Here is a 16,171-nt window from a genome sequence, read left to right on the forward strand (position 1 = left end):
GGCGCCATGATCGCCCGATGCCAGCGACTCGCACATCGCAATCTCTGGGTCTCACGGACCCAGAGGTTGCACCGCACCCGGATGTCGCCCTCACGCGGCTGGCCGATCGCCAGCACGGGGTGATTGCGAGGCGTCAGCTCGCCTCGCTCGGGATGAGCGACACGATGATCCGCGACCGCATTCAGCGCGGCCTGCTCGCGCGCCTGCACCGCGGTGTCTACGCCGTCGGGCATCGTCAGCTGCGGCCGGCGGCTCATTCGCTCGCAGCGGTGCTCGCCGCCGGCCCGGGTGCCGTCGCGAGCCATCGCGACGCCGCGTGGCTGCACGGCCTGCGGCCTGGTGGACACCGACGTGCCGACGTCCTGACTTCGCGCCGCCTCCGCAGCACCGATCGCATTCGCTTCCACCGCGTGGCTGTCCTGCCGCCTGAGGACGTCGTGACGGTCGACCACGTGCCGACGACATCGCTCGCGCGTACCCTGGTCGACCTCGCCGACGTGGTCCCGACCGATCACCTCGAGCGTGTGATTCTCGAGGCCGATCGCAGACGCCTGCTCGATCTCCGTGCGATCGATGCTGTACTCGCTCGCCCCACGCGACGCCACGCCGGCAGAGCCGCGCTGCTGACGGCCCTCGACCGCCATCGCAGCCTGGCGCTTCAGCTCGACGCAGAGACGCTGGAGCGCCTCCTGCTGAGAATCGTGCGGTCGTATGGCCTTCCCCAGCCCCGGATCCGCCACATGCTCGACGGCAGAGAGATCGACGCCTGTTGGCCCGCCGCCGGCGTCGCAGCGGAGCTGGATGGGTGGGAGTTCCACCATGATCGTCGTTCCTTCCAGCAGGACCGCGAGAAGTCCAACGCGCTCACCGCTGCCGGCTGGACCGTCATGCGTTTCACCCACCGAGATCTGGCCCACCGCCCGCACGAGGTCGCCACGCAACTCCGATCGGTCCTTACACGCAATCTCCGGGTCTGACAGACCCAGAGATTGCACTCACCCCGGTTTCGCGGCGCGGGCCGCCCGCGCCGCGCGCACGTCGCGCGCGGCGAAGAGGGCGCCGACGGCGGCCATCCCGATCAGCACGGCGAAGGCCGCGATCGCCTCGGGCGAGCCGAGGTCGTCGAGGCTGCCGCCGAGCGCGACGTAGGCGAAGGCGCGCGGGGCGCAGCCGACGGCGGTCGCGGCGGCGAAGACGGCGAGCGGGACGCGCGTCAGGCCGGCGGCGTAGTTGACGAGGTTGTACGGCACGCCCGGCAGGATGCGGGCGTAGAGGACGCTGAGGAAGCCGCGCGCGGCGATCCAGTCCTGCAGCGCGCCGACGCGTCTGCCCGACAGCTCGTCGAGCGCGTTCGCGCCGAAGCGGCGCGAGATCGCGGCGGCCGCGGTCGCGCCGAGCGTCGCCGAGACGATCGCCGTCGGCGTCCCGAGCGCGGTGCCGAACAGCAGCCCGGCCGCGCCGGCCAGCAGCGGCCCGGGGACGCAGGCGACCGTCAGCGCCGCCGAGACGGCGACGAAGACGAGCGGCGCCGCCGGCCCGACGCCGTCGACGAAGTCGCGCACGCCCTCCGACGAGAGGCCGAAGACCGAGGCCGCGACGACGAACAGCGCCACGACGAACAGCCCGAGCCCGCCCAGGCGCCCCAACGCCGCGAGCTGAGCGCGCCGCGATCGGGCCCGCGCCGCCTCGCTGTCGCCGTTCGCCGGCGCAGCCGCGCCGGTGGCGGCAGGCCGCGCTTCAGGAACGCGCGGCGCCGGCGCCATAGAACTCCGCCTCCTGGCGCCCCAGCTCGGTGACGGGCGGCTCGCCGTACATCCACTCGCGCGCGATCCGGTGCCAGTTGCCGGAGGCGCGCAGCTGCGACAGCACGGCCAGCGTCAGCATCTCCATCCGCCGCCCGAAGAGGTGCTCGGGGCGGATCTCCTGGTGGCGCATCTCGCGGAAGTGGGAGGAGCGCATGTCGGAGGACTCGATCACGACGTGGGTCGCGATCTCCGGTGTCAGCCGCACCTGCTCGTCCTCCGTGTACCACCAGATCGAGTCGCGCACGTACGAGAAGACGGCGTCGGGGTCGACCTTCTCCGGGTGCGGCAGGAAGCCGGCGGCGCCGAGCAGCCGGTGCAGCTCGGCGGCGTCGTCCTCGGTCACCGCGCGCTGGCAGGCCAGCTCCAGCTCGACCTCCTCCGGCGCCATCCGCTTGAAGAGGCCGAAGTCGAGGAAGGCGACTCTGCCGTCGTGCTGCAGCAGGAAGTTGCCGGGGTGGGGATCGCCGGAGAACTGGTGGTGACGGTAGAGGCAGCCGAAGAAGAAGCGGAAGACGATCTCGCCGAGCCGGTCGCGCTCCTCGTCGGAGCGCTCCTTCAGCTCCTCGAAGCCGGTCCCCTCGACGAACTCCATCACGATCACGCGCTCGCGCGAGAGGCGCGTGACGACGTCCGGCACGACGATGAACGGGTGGCCGCGGTAGATCCGCGCGAGCGAGCGCTGGTTCTGCGCCTCCAGCTCGTAGTCCAGCTCCTCGTCGATCCGCAGCCGGATCTCCTCGGCGACGCCCTTCGCGTCGATCCCGGGCGCGAGCCGCTTGATCAGCCGCATGATCAGGCCGAGGTTGGCCATGTCGGCGCGGACCGCGGCGGCGACGCCCGGGTACTGGACCTTGACCGCGACCTCGCGCCCGTCGTGCAGCTGGGCGCGGTAGACCTGGCCGATCGAGGCGGCGGCGATCGGCGTCTCGTCGAAGCGCGCGAAGACCTCGCCCAGCTCGTCGTCGAGCTCCTCCTCGATCACCTTGCGCATCTCCTTGAAGGAGACCTTCGGTGCGGCGTCGCGGAGCGCGGCCAGTCTCGCCTGGAACTCCTCGCGGTACTCCTCCGGCACGAGCCCGACGTCGAGGAACGACATCACCTGCCCGAGCTTCATCGCGGCGCCCTTCATCGTGCCGAGCGCCATCACGATCTGCTCGGCCGCCTCGACGTGCCGCTTCTCGAGCGCGACCTGCTTGCCCTCTCTCGAGCGGCCGACGTTGGCGGCGTGGGTCGCGGCCTGGCGCACCGCCTGGCCCGCCGCGAGTCTGCCGATCCGCGCCGTGCGCCCGACGCGCGAGGTGGGCATTCTGTCGCGGGCCATCGGCTAAAGACTAGTGGCGTCTCCAGCGACGCTCACCCGATCGGGCTTGCGTCACCGGAAACACCACTGATGGCCCGCGCAGTCAGCCCGCCGGCTGCGGTCAGCCGGCGGTCTCGACCTTCGAGCCGGGGACGATGTCGTCGCTGCCGTCGGGCCAGCGGACCCACGCCTTGTGGCCGCCGTCGTAGTCGTCGCCGAGCAGGATCAGCGTCGCCGGCTCGCCGAGCGCCGTGCACTGCTGCTGGCCCTCCGGGTCGACGCCGCTCCAGACGCGCACGAATCTGTTGCTCTCCTGCTCGGCGCCGATCGTCGTCGGGTCGGTGTGGCCGGGATGGACGGGCGTGTCGGCCGGCAGTCTCAGCAGCGTCTCCATGATCGACGCCTTGATGTCGGCGTAGGTCGTGTGGTCGGGCCCGCGGACGCCGCCGACCGAGCCCTTGAAGAGCGTGTCGCCGGTGAAGAGCGCCTGCTGGCTGCCGTCGCTGACCAGCAGCGCGACCATCCCGGAGGTGTGGCCGGGCGTGTGCAGCACGTCGACCCTCAGGCCGCCGACGGAGAGCGGCTCGCCGGGGACGAGGTCGCCGGTCGCCTGCGGCACGAGCGCGCGCTCGTTGGGGTGGATCAGGACCGGCGTGCCGGGGTGGCGCTCCAGCACCTTGTCGAGGTCGCTGACGTGGTCCCAGTGGTGATGCGTCAGCAGGATCGAGACGAGCGTCAGCCGCTCGCGCTCGATCGTGTCGAGCAGCGGCTCCAGTCTGCCGCCGGCGTCGATCAGCACCGCGGACCCGTCGGGGCCGTCCGCGACGAGGTACGTGTTGGTGAGGAAGTCGTCGGACATGGTGCGTTCGAGGATCATGCCTCCCACTTTAAACGCCACGGGGGCGAGCGCCGCAAACGCGGCGCCCGCCCCTCGGCTCAATCGCGGCTCAGCGCTCGATCAGCGCAGTCTGATCGCGAGCTTGACCGTCTTGGTCGTCTTCGCGCCGGTGGCGTTTCTGAGCGCGTAGGTCGCCGTCGCGGAGACCTTCGCGCGTCTGCCGAGCGCTCTTCTGGCCGCTCTCGTCAGCGTGACGACGAGCGTCTTGCGGCCTCTGGCGCCGACCGCGACCTTCGCTCTGCCGAGCACGACCGTCTTCTTGCCGAGCTTGACGCGCAGCGTGACGGTGCCGGTCACTCTCGCGGCCGATCTGTTGGCGAGCACGAAGCGGACCTTGCCGCCCTTCGTCGCCGCGCTCTTGGCGACCGTCACCTTGATCGCGACTCTTCTGGCGGCGGGCGCTCTGCTCTCCTCCGGCGGCGTCTGCGCCGGCGGGTTGGAGATCGGCGGCGCCGGGACCTCGATCACGGGATCTCTCGGCGTCGCGCCGGGCACGTACTTGAGCGCCGGGGCGGTCGTCGTCTGCGGCCGCGGGCCGCTGACCTGCTCGAGCGCGTAGCCCATGCCGAGGACCTGCGGATCGGCCCACTCGCGGCCCATCAGCTGCATCGTCATCGGGTCGCCGTGGGGGTTGAAGCCGACCGGCACGATCGACGTCGGCAGGCCGGGGCCCTGCGTCAGCACGCCGGTCGCGCGGTCGGAGCCGTTGTGCGAGCCGGCGCCGTCGTTGTCCCAGACGTCGCTGAGGAAGCCCGGGTAGACGATCGCGTCGACGCCGTTGTCGTCCATCCATCTGCCGATCACGGCGCGGTACGCGGCACGGTAGGCGAGCAGTCTGGCGCTGTTCTCGTCGTCGTAGCCGGTCGCCGTGCCGCCGGAGCGGTTGTACGGCAGGTTTCTCGGCGACTGCAGGATCCCCGCGGCGTTGGCGAACGGGAACTCGGGGCTGCCCTCGATGTAGCGCTCCCAGCCCTCGACGTTCGGGTTGCCGCCTCTGGCCGTGTTGGTCGGGGCGCTCGGCTGCGCGGTCATCTCGACCACTCTCGCGCCAGCCGTGGTGAACAGCGACAGCTTGTCTCTGATCGCGCCGGCGGTGCCGTCGTCGGCGGCGTAGCCCGTGAACGCGGCCGGCAGGTAGCCGATCGTCTTGCCTCTCAGCGCGTTCGCGTCGAGGTAGGCGGTCCAGTCGGCCGGCTTGTGCGCGTCGGCGTCTCTCGTCAGCTCGTCGCCCGGGTCGGTGCCCGCGACGACGTTGAGGATGCCGGCGATGTCGGAGACGGTGCGGGCGATCGTGCCCGCGTAGTCGGTCGCCCACGTCAGCGGCATCACGCCGGCGGCGCTCTGCATGCCGTCGGTGCCGCGGAAGGTCGCCAGGCCGGCGCCGGTCGACGGCGCGTACAGCGAGACGCCGGTCTGCGTGCCCATCGCGAACGCGGCCATGCTGGTCGCGACCGAGACGGCCGAGCCGCCGGAGGAGCCGAGCGACGACTTCGACGGCTTGAAGGCGTTCCAGACCTGGCCGAAGCTGGAGTCGCTCATGCTGCCGGAGTTGGCGAACTGCGACAGGTTGGCCTTGCCGAGGATGACCGCGCCGGCGTCGCGCAGCTTGCCGACCTGGAAGGCATCGTCGTGCGGGATGTAGCCGGTGAGCGCGGCGGTGCCGTCGGTCGTCGGCATGTCCTTCGTGTCGTAGAGGTCCTTGATCGCGACCGGGACGCCGAGCACGGCGCTTCTCTTGCCGGCGGCGCGCGCCTCGTCGGCGGCCTTCGCCTGCGCCATCGCGTCGTCGGCGACGGTGATGAAGGCGTGGAAGCCGAACTGGCCGGTGTCGTACGCGCCGATGCGGTCGAGGTAGGCGCGCGTGATCTCCTGCGAGGTCGTCACGCCGGCGGTCATGTCCGCCTGCAGCTGCGTCAGCGACTTGCCGACGACGTCGTAGGCGACGCTGGTCGTCGGCTCGGCCGGCTTCTCCGGCGCGGCGATCGCGAGCGGCTTGGCGGCGCACTCGGCGGTCGCGAAGCCGGGGATCGTCACCGCCGTCAGGTCCCAGTTGGCGATCGAGCAGATCTGCGCGCTGGAGAGGCCGCCGAGGTCGGGCGCCGCGGCCAGTCTCGCGGCGGCGGTGCTGACGGTCGTCACCTCCTGGCCGGCGGTGCCGCTCGTCTCTCTGAGGCCGACGACGAAGTAGCGCACGAGCGATCTCGTCTCGCCCGGTCTCAGCGTCAGCTCGTCGTTGAAGCCGTAGAAGTTGGCCTGCTGGCCGGTCGTCGCCAGCGGCGTCAGGAACGGGTCGCGCTGGAAGTCGCCGACGCCGGTGAAGCCGGCGAACGGCGCCGGCGTGCCGAGCACGACCGCCGACGGGGAGTTGGCGCTGTAGCCGGGCGTCGGCGTGGCGATCGTGACCCACGAGTCGTCGGTGCCGATCGTCGTGTCGCCGCTGGAGCTGCCGACGACCGAGCTCTGCGTGTTGCCTCTGGCGAGGCCGAGCACGCCGCCGAAGGAGACGTCGATCGTGACGTCTCTGTCACCGCTGTTGGAGAAGGTGTCGAAGAAGCGGGCGTAGTTGCCGCTGCGTCTGATCAGCAGGTCGCGCGAGAGGACGACGTCCCCGAGCCGCACGGGCTTGGTCGTCGAGAACCACTCGGCGCCGTCGAAGCGCAGGCCGAACCCGCGCATCAGCTCGCCGTTGAAGCGCGGCGCCGGCTCCGAGTCGACGGCGACGCGGATGCCGCCGAAGCCGTAGACGGCGTTGCTGCCGGCGGCGTTGAGCGAGCCGGTGTCGAGGCCCGGGGCGGCGCTGTCGGCGACGGACCACGAGGCGCCGTTGGCGGAGGTGACGTAGTTGATCGCCGAGGCCGGCGCAGCGGCGATGCCGGCGGCGAGGGCGGCCGTCGCGGCGGCGGCGACGGCGGGTATCGGGGTGCGGGTGCGACGCAACGAGACTCCTTCTCAGGTGGACCGTCGACCCTAAGGAGGCGCCTCTCCCGGAACCATGGACCGGCGGTAGGAAGCTCCGCCACCCCCTTCGACCGCCGGTCGAAGCGCTCCGCAGCGGCGCTACGCTGGGCCTCATGCCGCTCATCCACACCTGTTACCGGATCTTCGAGATCGATCGCTCGGTCGCCTTCTACGAGGCGCTCGGCTTCGAGGAGGTCCGGCGCGTCCCGATCCGCGACGAGGCGATCAACGTCTTCCTGAACATGCCCGGCGACGAGGGCGACGGCCCGCGGCTGGAGCTGACGTACAACATCGGCCGCAGCGAGCCGTACGAGATCGGCACCGGCTACGGCCACATCGCGATCACCGCGGGCGACCTCGACGCGACGCTGGAGCAGCTGCGGCGGCAGGGGATCGAGCCGGAGAAGCCGCCGTACAGCATCCGCGAGGGCGGCTCGCGGATCTGCTTCGTGCGCGACCCGGACGGCTACCGCGTCGAGATCATCGAGCGGGTCGACCAGCGCTGAACGGCGCGCTACCCTGCTGAGCACGATGGCCGACACGAGCAAAGTCGCGAAGAACCTCGAGCGCTTCGCCCAGGCGATCGCCGCCCACGACCGTGAGAACCCGACGCACACCGCGTTCGGGATCGGCATGGCCCACTTCGACATCGAGCGGCTCGGATTCGAGGAGGGCGAGGAGATCCTCCCCGGCATCACGATCCAGACCGACTCGGGCACCTCCGGCAACTTCCGCGTGCTGTGCGACGGCCAGCACGACAACGAGCTGGAAGAGGCCGAGGAGGACGTGGTCGACGCGGTCGCCACGACGACCGTCGGCGGCGGCGTCAGCAGCGACCTCGAGCGCCGCTCCTTCTAGGGGCGGCGCCATGGCAGCGCCCGCCGGCCGACGGCGGGCGCAGCGCGCCCAGCCGCGGGCCTCTGCGCGCGCCCTTACTCGTCCAGCTCGAACAGCAGCGCGACGGCGGTCGCCTCGCGCGCTCGCGCGTGGCTGCTGCCGTTGCCGTCGTCGATCCGCCTGGCAGACGCCTGCTCGACCTGCTCCAGCTTGCGCGACCAGCGCTCCAGCAGCGTGACCAGCTGTCTGCGACCGCGCTCGTCCAGTGTCAGGGCACGCGCGCCGGCCCGCGCCTCGACCGCGTCGAAGCCGCCACGGGCGAGCGCGCCGTGGGCGTCGTCGAGCAGCCGTGCGGCGATCGCCTCGGGCGTCGAGCGGTCGGCGGGCGAGGCGCGGCGGGTGCGCCGCCTGCGCGGCATGTCGAGCGCGGCGCGGGCGCGGTAGTGGTGCTCGATCGCGCCGCGTCGCTGGGTCCGCGTCGCCAACTCGATGAAGCCGAGCTGCTCGAGCCGTCTGACGTGGTAGCTGACGGTCCCGAGCGGGATCTCCAGCTCACCGGCCAGCTCGACCGGGCTCGCCAGCTCGCGTTCCTGCAGCAGCTCGAGGATCCGCACCCGCGTCGGGTGCGAGAGCGCCTTCACGACGCGCGCGTCGACGGCGTCGGGCGGCTCGGACAGCGGCATGTTCACGGACGGCCTCCTGCTCGCTCCGATGACGGCAGCGGCTGTCGCGCGGGCGCGTTCGCGCGACAGCCGCTGCTGCGGGCGGCCCAGACCGACGTGCGGCCTGCCTGGGCCGCCCTGCAACGCTCGTGCACCGTTGTCGCCCTCGCTAGCAAACGTCGACCGCTGCGGGAGGTGCGGCCAAGCCAGCGTGCTCATGCGCTTGGAAGGGGGTGCGCATGCAGCACCACGACGTTCGCTGGGGGATGTGCGAACGCCGCGTGATGGGCGGATAAAACGGCGGCAGCGAGGCTGTCATCGCCGCGAATGCTTGGCATGCGAGCGCCCGCTCGCAAGGGCCAGAACAAAGAGTTCAGTACTGAATAATGGCGTACTGAGGGCGACTATTCAGCATGCTGAACTGCGCAAACACTCTTCACCGGTGAAGCCTACCAGGTCAATCTGAGATGTCAGAAAGCTGACGCATAAACCTTTTTCCACTTCCGGACGCTCGTTCACCGCCGATCGGCGGTATCCGCTTCTCCAGACACCGCGGCGTTTTTCGGGTTGGAAAGCAACGCTGCCCCGCAGGCGCCCGAAATCCGCAACGGGCGCGTCGGCGCTCTCCTCAGCTTCACCGAGGAATGGTGAAGACGCGCCAGTCTTCGCGCGTCAGGTCAGAGGTCGGCGGCGCGGGGCGCTACGGGCAGCAGAACCCCAGGATTCAGGATCCCGGCGGGGTCGACGGCCGCCTTGGCGCCTCGAAGCGCCACCGCGAACGGCTCCGGGCGCTGGCGGTCGTACCACGGGCGATGATCGCGGCCGACCGCGTGGTGATGCGTGATCGTGCCGCCGGCCGCGTCGATCGCGTCGCCGGCGACCTGCTTGATCGCGTCCCACGTCTCCAGCTCGGCACCGCGCCGCACCGGCGCGACGACCGTGAAGTAGGGCGCGGCGCCGTCGGGGTAGACGTGCGTCACGCGGCAGCTGACGAGCCCGCCGCCGCACAGCTCGTCGACCTTCGCGCCGACCGCCGCCCGCACCGCCGCGACGAAGCCGTCGAACCGCTCCCACGTGATCGCCGTCTCGAAGGTCTCCGACAGCACGCCGATCGAGACCAGCACGTCACGCACGTACGGCGCGCGCAGGAACGCCTCGCGCCAGCTGCCGACGGCGCCGCCGCGCGCTCCCTCGGGCCGCTCGTCCCAGCTGCCGCCGGCCTCGCGGCAGAGCGCCAGCGCGCTCTCCAGCCGCGCGTCGACCGGCTCGTGCGCCGACTCGAAGCCGAGCACCAGCAGCGTCGCCGAGCCGTCGCCGGCGAACGTCAGCGCAGCCTCGCGCGCGTCGATCAGGCGGCAGTTCTCGGGCTGCAGGCCGGACTGCGCGAGCGCCCGCAGCGCCGCCGCGCCGGCCGTGAAGGAGGCGAAGCGGACCGCCCGCCCGGCGCGGTGCAGCGGCTTCGGGCGCAGCCGCACCCACGCCTCGGTGACGACGCCGAGCGTTCCCTCCGAGCCGAACAGCAGCCGGTCGGGGCTGGGGCCGGCGCCGGAGCCGGGCAGCCGCCGCGACTCCCACGTCCCCGCCGGCGCGATCGCCCGGACCGACTCGACGAGGTCGTCGATGTGCGTCGGCCCGGTCGCGAAGTGGCCGCCGGCGCGGGTGACGATCCAGCCGCCGAGCGTCGAGAACTGGAACGACTGCGGGTAGTGGCGCAGCGTCAGCCCGTGCGGCGCGAGCTGCGCCTCCAGCGCCGGTCCGAGCACGCCGGCCTGAAAGCGCGCCGCGCGCGAGACGGGATCGACCTCGAGCAGCCGGTCGAGCCCGGTCAGGTCGAGCGAGACCGCCCCGGCGAAGCCGTCGCCGACGCGCGCCTCGACGCCGCCGACGACGCTCGTGCCGCCGCCGAACGGGATCACCGCGACGTTCGCGCCGGCCGCCCACTCCAGCACCTGCTCGACCTCGCGCTCGTCGCGCGGCCGCGCGACGAGGTCGGGCGGGTGGTCGAAGCGGCCGCGAAAGGCGCGCACGACGTCGCGGTAGGCGCGGCCGTAGGTGTGGCGGACGCGCGCCGGCAGGTCGTCGGCCCACAGTCCCGGGCGTGCATTCGCGGGCGCGCGCACGCGCGGGTCGGACAAGACGACCGCGGCGAGCGCGACCGCCGGCTCGGGCTGCGGATCGCCGAAGCCGAGGTGCTGCGCCATCCCGGCGGCCGCCGCGCGCAGCTGCTCGGGCGGCAGCGCCTCGTCCTCCCAGCCCCAGCCCCAGTGGTTGCGCTCGCGCGCCATCGGGCGAGCCTATCCGGGTCGGGCGCCCTCGTGCGCACCCTGCGGATAGCCTTCAGTGCGTGGCGCTGACCCACGACATGCTCGCGCGCGGCCCCTGGTCCCCCGACCAGGTCACCTGCGCCTGGCGCGAGGACACCTTCGTGCCGGCCGCCGCCGACACCGCCGCCGCGGACGCGGCGCTGGCGAAGCTGCGCGAGCGCGGCTCGCCGAGCCATGACGGCCTCGCCGCCCGCCTGTCCGCGTTCGAGCAGCGCGACGGCGGCCTGCAACTGGAGCTGCAGCCGGCGCGCTGGTCGCTGCGGCTGACCGGCAGCCTCGCGACCCGCAGCGTCTCCGTCCTCTGCGTCGTGCGTGACGCCGACGGCCGCTGGCTGGCCGGCCGTCGCGCCGCCTGGGTCGCCTCCTGGACCGGTCGTTGGACGCTCGGCGCCGGCGGCGCCGTCGAGGTCGGCGAATGCCCCGTCGACGCGATGACGCGCGAACTGGAGGAGGAGTGGTCGGTCGTGCCGGAGCGGCTGACGGTCGAGGCGCTGGCGGCGACGCCGAACGGCCTCGCCTTCCTCGTCGGGCTCGCCTGGCTGCCGGCCGGCGCCGTCGCCGTCCCCGACGACGAGCACGACGCCCACGCCTGGTGGCCGGCCGAGATCGACCGCTGGCCCGCCGAGGCCGACGAGACGGTGCGCCGGATGGCGGCGCTGCTCGCATGAAGACGGCCCCCGCCGACCCGCTCGCGCGCGTGCGCGCACGTGAAGCGAGCGACCCGGCGACCTTTCCCTCGTTCCGCCTGCTGGAGGCGATGTCGTTGGTCCACTCGGGCGTCTACGCGGCGCTGATCTTCTTCTGGCTCGGTCCCGAGAACCCGACGGCGACGATGCTGCTGGGGTGGGCCCACGGGCTCCTGTGGATAGCGATGTCGCTGCTCTGCATCGTCGCCGCACGGCGCCGCACGATCCCCTTCTGGCTCGCCGTCGTCGTCGCCGTGATCGGCGGATTGGGACCGTTCGCGGGGACGGCGGGCTTCCTCTGGGAAGCCCATCGACGGCGCAGCGCCAACGCTCCTCAAACTTCCTAGACGAAAGTCGACTACCAGGACATGCTCGACGCCGACGAATCGCTATTGTCAGACAACGAGATGTCCGTGGACACCACAGTCCAGGTGGTCATGCCCCAGATGGGCGATTCAGTGACGGAAGGTACCGTCCTCGAATGGCACAAGGCTGAGGGCGACTCGATCGAAGCAGACGAAACGCTCGTCGAGATCTCGACCGACAAGGTCGACGCTGAGGTTCCGGCCCCTACCTCTGGCACCGTCGTGAGAATCTTCGCCGCCGAGGGTGACACGGTCACCGTCGGGGCCGTCCTCGCCGAGATCGCCCCCGGCGACGGCGCGGCCGCTCCCAGCGGCTCCAACGGCGACGCGCCCGCCGCCGACGCCCCGTCCGGCGACGCCGCCGAGGCGCAGACGATCGAGATCGTCATGCCGCAGATGGGCGAGTCGGTCACCGAAGGCGTCGTGCTCGAGTGGCATGTCGAGGCCGGCCAGACGGTCGCCGTCGACGACACCGTCATCGAGATCTCGACCGACAAGGTCGACGCCGAGGTGCCGGCCCCCGCCGCCGGCACGATCAGCGAGACGCTCGTCGCCGCCGGCGACACCGTCACCGTCGGCCAGGTGCTGGCGCGGATGACGACCTCCGGCGCCGGCGCGTCCGCCGGGGTCGCCACGGGCGGCTCCCCCACCCCCGCCGCCAGACCTTCCCCGCAGGCTGCCCCGGGTCAGCTCGACGAGTCCGGCAACGCCTCGCCGGTCGCGCGTCGCGCGGCCGCCGCGCTCGGCGTCGCACTCGACGCCGTCGCCGGCTCGGGCCGCGCCGGCCGGATCGTCAAGGACGACGTCCTCGCCGCCGCCAACGGCGGCAGCAACGGCGCGAAGAACGGCACGGCGCCCGCCGCCACGCCCGCGGGCGCGACCGTCATCAAGGGCGGCGCCGCGATGCTCGCCAGATACATGGACGAGTCGCGCTCGATCCCGACGGCGACCTCCTTCCGCACGCTCACCGTCACGACGCTCGACGCGCGCCGCAAGCAGCTCAAGGCCGCCGGCCTGAAGGTCTCCTTCACGCACCTGATCGCCTACGCGATCGCGAGAGCGGGCCACGACCAGCCGGTGATGGCGCACCACTTCGCCGAGATCGACGGCAAGCCGAACCGCATCGACGACGGCGGCGTCAACCTCGGCCTCGCCGTCGACGTCGAGAAGAAGGACGGCTCGCGCACGCTGATGGTCCCGGTCATCAGACACGCGGACAAGCTCGACTTCAAGGGCTTCCTCGACGCCTACAACGCGCTCGTCGACAAGGCCCGCACGAACACGCTGACGGCCGACGACCTGACCGGCGGCAACGTCACGCTGACGAACCCGGGCGGGATCGGCACCGTCGCCTCCGTGCCGCGGCTGATGACCGGCCAGGGCACGATCATCGCGACCGGCTCGATCGCCTACCCGGTCGGCCTCGGCGCGATCGGCGAGCTGATCGGCGCCGAGAAGGTCATGTCGATGACGTCGACCTACGACCACCGCATCATCCAGGGTGCGGAGTCGGGTCGCTTCCTGCAGCGGATCGAGCTGTACCTGCAGGGCGAGGACGGCTTCTACGAGCAGGTCTTCGCCGACCTCGGCGTCACGCTGCCCGCGCTGCCGCCGAAGCCGCAGCCGAACTTCGCCGCCCCCGCGGCCGCCGCTCCGGCACCGACGACCGCCGCCGCGACCGGCGACGGCGTCCCGAGCGAGGAGCTGCTGCAGGCCGTCCAGGCGGCCGTGTCGCTGCTGAAGGCCCACCGCACGCACGGCCACCTCGCCGCGCGGCTGGACCCGCTCGGCTCCGAGCCGGTCGGCGACTCGGGCCTCGATCCCGAGCCGCTGGGCCTGACGCCCGAGCTGATGGCGCAGCTGCCGGCGCGGATCATGCGGATGGGCGTGCCCGGCGCGACCTTCGCCGACGCGCTGCCGCACCTGCGCGAGACCTACTGCGGCTCGATCGCCTACGAGATCGAGCACATCGCCTCGCACCGCCAGCGCGTCTGGCTGCGCGAGAAGATCGAGACCGGCGCCTTCCGCTCGCCGCTCACCAACGACGAGCAGAAGGTCCTGCTGAGACGCCTGATCGCGGTCGACGCGTTCGAGCGCTTCATGCACAAGGCCTACCTCGGCCAGAAGCAGTTCTCGATCGAGGGCCTCGACATGACGGTCCCGATGATCGACGAGCTGGTGCGCCTCGCCGCCACGCGCGGCGGTCGCGAGGTCGTGATCGGCATGGCCCACCGCGGCCGCCTGAACGTGCTCGCGCACAACCTGCGCCGCTCCTACGGCTCGATCTTCGCCGAGTTCGAGGGCGTCTCGACGCTCGACGTGATCACCTCGATCCCCGACGGCGGCACCGGCGACGTCAAGTACCACCACGGCGCGCGCGGCTCGTTCGAGGTCGCGGGCGGCGAGGAGATCGTCGTCCGGCTGGAGTCGAACCCGTCGCACCTGGAGTTCGTCGCGCCGGTCGCGACCGGCGCCACGCGCGCGGCCCAGACGACCCGTCAGGGCCCGCACGCGCACCAGGACACGAACGCCGCCTTCCCGATCGTCCTGCACGGCGACGCGGCCTTCCCGGGCCAGGGCATCGTCGCGGAGACGTTCAACCTGCAGGCGCTCGACGGCTACACCGTCGGCGGCACGATCCACCTGATCCAGAACAACCAGGTCGGCTTCACGACCGACCCGGACGACTCCCGCTCGACCCGCTGGGCGTCGGACATGGCCAAGGGCTTCGACGTGCCGATCATCCACGTCAACGCCGACGACGTGGCGGCCTGCGTCTCCGCGACGCGGCTGGCGCACGCGTACCGCCAGGAGTTCGGTCACGACGTCGTGATCGACCTGATCGGCTACCGCCGCTTCGGCCACAACGAGGCCGACGAGCCGGCGTACACGCAGCCGGAGATGTACCTGACGATCAGAAGACACCCGACGCTGCCGCAGCTGTACAGCAGGCAGCTCGTCGAGGCCGGGGTCGTCTCGCAGGACGAGGTCGACGCGATCACGAACGAGATCTGGCAGCGGCTGACCGAGGACCACCAGGAGCTGAAGGCGCGCCTCGCGGCCGCCACCCCGGTCGAGCAGGGCACCGGCGAGTACAAGCTCGACCGCACGCCCTCGCCCGAGGTCGCCACCGCGGTCGACGCCGACCGCCTGCGCAGACTCAACGAGGACCTGCTGCGCGTCCCGGACGGCTTCACCGTCCACCCCAAGCTGGTGCGCTCGCTCGACCAGCGGCGCGACGCGCTCGGGGCCGACGGCGGCATCTCCTGGGCCCACGCCGAGCAGCTGGCGTTCGCCTCGCTGCTGCAGGAGGGCACGCCGATCCGCCTCACCGGCCAGGACGCCGAGCGCGGCACCTTCTCGCAGCGCCACATGGTGCTGCACGACCCGAAGACCGGGCAGGAGTACTGCCCGATCCAGAACCTGCCGGAGGCGCTCGCGCCGATGGAGCTGCACAACTCTCCGCTGTCGGAGATGGCGGCGATGGGCTTCGAGTACGGCTACTCGCAGGAGGGGCCGGAGACGCTCGTGCTGTGGGAGGGCCAGTTCGGCGACTTCGCCAACGGCGCCCAGGTGATCATCGACCAGTTCATCGTCTCGGGCCTGGCGAAGTGGGGCCAGAGCAGCCGTCTGACGCTGCTGCTGCCGCACGCCTACGAGGGCTCGGGCCCGGAGCACTCCTCCGCGCGCCTGGAGCGCTTCCTCCAGCTCGCGGCCGAGGGCAACATCCGCGTCGCCTACCCGACGACGCCGGCGCAGTACTTCCACCTGCTGCGCCGTCAGGCGAAGATCGCCAAGCAGCGCCCGCTGATCGTGATGACGCCGAAGTCGCTGCTGCGCCTGCCGCAGGCGAGCAACCGCGTCGAGCACCTGTCGGACACGCAGTTCTTCCCGGTGCTGGCGGAGCCGCGCGTCGACGACCAGCAGGTGACGCGCCTGATCCTCTGCACCGGCAAGGTCTACTACGACCTCGTCGGCAGCGAGCAGCGCAAGGACAAGCCGCAGATCGCGGTCGGCCGCGTCGAGCTGCTGTACCCGTTCCCGCAGGCGCAGATCCTCGAGCTGGTCGCCAGATACCCGAACCTCAGAGAGGTCGTCTGGCTGCAGGAGGAGCCGCGCAACATGGGCGCTCGCGCGCACATGTCCCCGCGCCTCATGCAGATCCTCTCGCGCGACCTCAGATTCGGCTACATCGGCCGTCCCGAGCGGGCCTCGACGGCGGAGGGCTACCCCGCCGCGCACGCGGCCGAGCAGCGCCGCATCGTCGAGACCGCGCTCGACCTCGAGCGGCCGGTCGGGATGTACCCGATCAAGCTGCCGGGCGAGCGCTAGAAGC

Annotated in this window: 12 protein-coding genes; 6 read left to right on the plus strand and 6 right to left on the minus strand. The window is 71.9% G+C overall.

Annotated elements, in window-relative coordinates:
* The first annotated feature begins 17 nt into the window (after window positions 1–17).
* On the plus strand, window positions 18–977 hold the full coding sequence (locus Q7L73_RS16140; RefSeq protein WP_304690810.1) for a type IV toxin-antitoxin system AbiEi family antitoxin domain-containing protein: 960 nt from the start codon (window positions 18–20) through the stop codon (window positions 975–977).
* A gap of 18 nt (window positions 978–995) precedes the next feature.
* Here Q7L73_RS16140 and Q7L73_RS16145 read toward each other — a convergent pair whose 3' ends face one another.
* The 4 genes from Q7L73_RS16145 to Q7L73_RS16160 all read right to left on the minus strand — a co-directional run bounded on the left by Q7L73_RS16145 (window position 996) and on the right by Q7L73_RS16160 (window position 6,940).
* On the minus strand, window positions 996–1,646 hold the full coding sequence (locus Q7L73_RS16145) for a TVP38/TMEM64 family protein (RefSeq protein WP_304690809.1): 651 nt from the start codon (window positions 1,644–1,646) through the stop codon (window positions 996–998).
* Window positions 1,647–1,737: 91 nt separating this feature from the next.
* Window positions 1,738–3,126, minus strand: coding sequence for an AarF/ABC1/UbiB kinase family protein (locus Q7L73_RS16150; RefSeq protein ID WP_304690808.1), 1,389 nt, complete (start codon window positions 3,124–3,126; stop codon window positions 1,738–1,740).
* A gap of 100 nt (window positions 3,127–3,226) precedes the next feature.
* On the minus strand, window positions 3,227–3,982 hold the full coding sequence (locus tag Q7L73_RS16155; protein WP_304690807.1) for an MBL fold metallo-hydrolase: 756 nt from the start codon (window positions 3,980–3,982) through the stop codon (window positions 3,227–3,229).
* A gap of 81 nt (window positions 3,983–4,063) precedes the next feature.
* Entirely contained in the window at window positions 4,064–6,940 is a 2,877-nt protein-coding gene (locus Q7L73_RS16160) for an amidase (RefSeq protein ID WP_304690806.1), read from the minus strand.
* A gap of 134 nt (window positions 6,941–7,074) precedes the next feature.
* On the opposite strand from Q7L73_RS16160, the gene Q7L73_RS16165 reads away from it, so the two are divergent.
* Complete coding sequence (locus Q7L73_RS16165) at window positions 7,075–7,467, plus strand: VOC family protein (RefSeq protein WP_304690805.1); 393 nt, start codon at window positions 7,075–7,077, stop codon at window positions 7,465–7,467.
* 25 nt (window positions 7,468–7,492) lie between these two features.
* Window positions 7,493–7,819 carry a hypothetical protein gene (locus tag Q7L73_RS16170; RefSeq protein WP_304690804.1) on the plus strand — a complete coding sequence of 109 codons (327 nt, stop codon included), beginning with the start codon at window positions 7,493–7,495 and terminating at the stop codon, window positions 7,817–7,819.
* Between the two features lie 74 nt (window positions 7,820–7,893).
* Here the strand turns inward: Q7L73_RS16170 and Q7L73_RS16175 are convergent, their stop codons facing one another.
* Together Q7L73_RS16175 and Q7L73_RS16180 are read right to left on the minus strand one after the other, a co-directional pair.
* Window positions 7,894–8,481 (minus strand): transcriptional regulator, encoded by a 588-nt coding sequence (locus tag Q7L73_RS16175; protein WP_304690837.1) that lies wholly within the window; start codon window positions 8,479–8,481, stop codon window positions 7,894–7,896.
* Window positions 8,482–9,137: 656 nt separating this feature from the next.
* Window positions 9,138–10,745, minus strand: a complete 1,608-nt coding sequence (locus Q7L73_RS16180) for an FAD-binding oxidoreductase (protein ID WP_304690803.1) — start codon at window positions 10,743–10,745, stop codon at window positions 9,138–9,140.
* 59 nt (window positions 10,746–10,804) lie between these two features.
* Between Q7L73_RS16180 and Q7L73_RS16185 the strand changes: the two genes are divergently transcribed.
* The 3 genes from Q7L73_RS16185 to Q7L73_RS16195 all read left to right on the plus strand — a co-directional run bounded on the left by Q7L73_RS16185 (window position 10,805) and on the right by Q7L73_RS16195 (window position 16,167).
* Window positions 10,805–11,452 (plus strand): NUDIX hydrolase, encoded by a 648-nt coding sequence (locus Q7L73_RS16185; protein ID WP_304690802.1) that lies wholly within the window; start codon window positions 10,805–10,807, stop codon window positions 11,450–11,452.
* Window positions 11,449–11,817: a hypothetical protein gene (locus Q7L73_RS16190; RefSeq protein ID WP_304690801.1), complete on the plus strand. Its 369-nt coding sequence runs from the start codon at window positions 11,449–11,451 to the stop codon at window positions 11,815–11,817. Before Q7L73_RS16185 ends, Q7L73_RS16190 begins: the two co-directional genes overlap by 4 nt.
* A gap of 111 nt (window positions 11,818–11,928) precedes the next feature.
* Window positions 11,929–16,167, plus strand: coding sequence for a multifunctional oxoglutarate decarboxylase/oxoglutarate dehydrogenase thiamine pyrophosphate-binding subunit/dihydrolipoyllysine-residue succinyltransferase subunit (locus tag Q7L73_RS16195; RefSeq protein ID WP_370552394.1), 4,239 nt, complete (start codon window positions 11,929–11,931; stop codon window positions 16,165–16,167).
* Window positions 16,168–16,171 lie beyond the last annotated feature (4 nt).

It is taken from the genome of Conexibacter sp. CPCC 205762 (assembly GCF_030646155.1).
Lineage (GTDB): Bacteria > Actinomycetota > Thermoleophilia > Solirubrobacterales > Solirubrobacteraceae > Conexibacter.

Excerpts from the sequence above, each read along its gene's own strand:
- Q7L73_RS16140 (WP_304690810.1), top strand. The coding sequence starts at position 18 with ATGCCAGCGACTCGCACATCGCAATCTCTGGGTCTCACGGACCCAGAG.
- Q7L73_RS16150 (WP_304690808.1), bottom strand. The coding sequence starts at position 3,126 with ATGGCCCGCGACAGAATGCCCACCTCGCGCGTCGGGCGCACGGCGCGG.
- Q7L73_RS16155 (WP_304690807.1), bottom strand. The coding sequence starts at position 3,982 with ATGATCCTCGAACGCACCATGTCCGACGACTTCCTCACCAACACGTAC.
- Q7L73_RS16165 (WP_304690805.1), top strand. The coding sequence starts at position 7,075 with ATGCCGCTCATCCACACCTGTTACCGGATCTTCGAGATCGATCGCTCG.
- Q7L73_RS16170 (WP_304690804.1), top strand. The coding sequence starts at position 7,493 with ATGGCCGACACGAGCAAAGTCGCGAAGAACCTCGAGCGCTTCGCCCAG.
- Q7L73_RS16175 (WP_304690837.1), bottom strand. The coding sequence starts at position 8,481 with ATGCCGCTGTCCGAGCCGCCCGACGCCGTCGACGCGCGCGTCGTGAAG.
- Q7L73_RS16180 (WP_304690803.1), bottom strand. The coding sequence starts at position 10,745 with ATGGCGCGCGAGCGCAACCACTGGGGCTGGGGCTGGGAGGACGAGGCG.
- Q7L73_RS16190 (WP_304690801.1), top strand. The coding sequence starts at position 11,449 with ATGAAGACGGCCCCCGCCGACCCGCTCGCGCGCGTGCGCGCACGTGAA.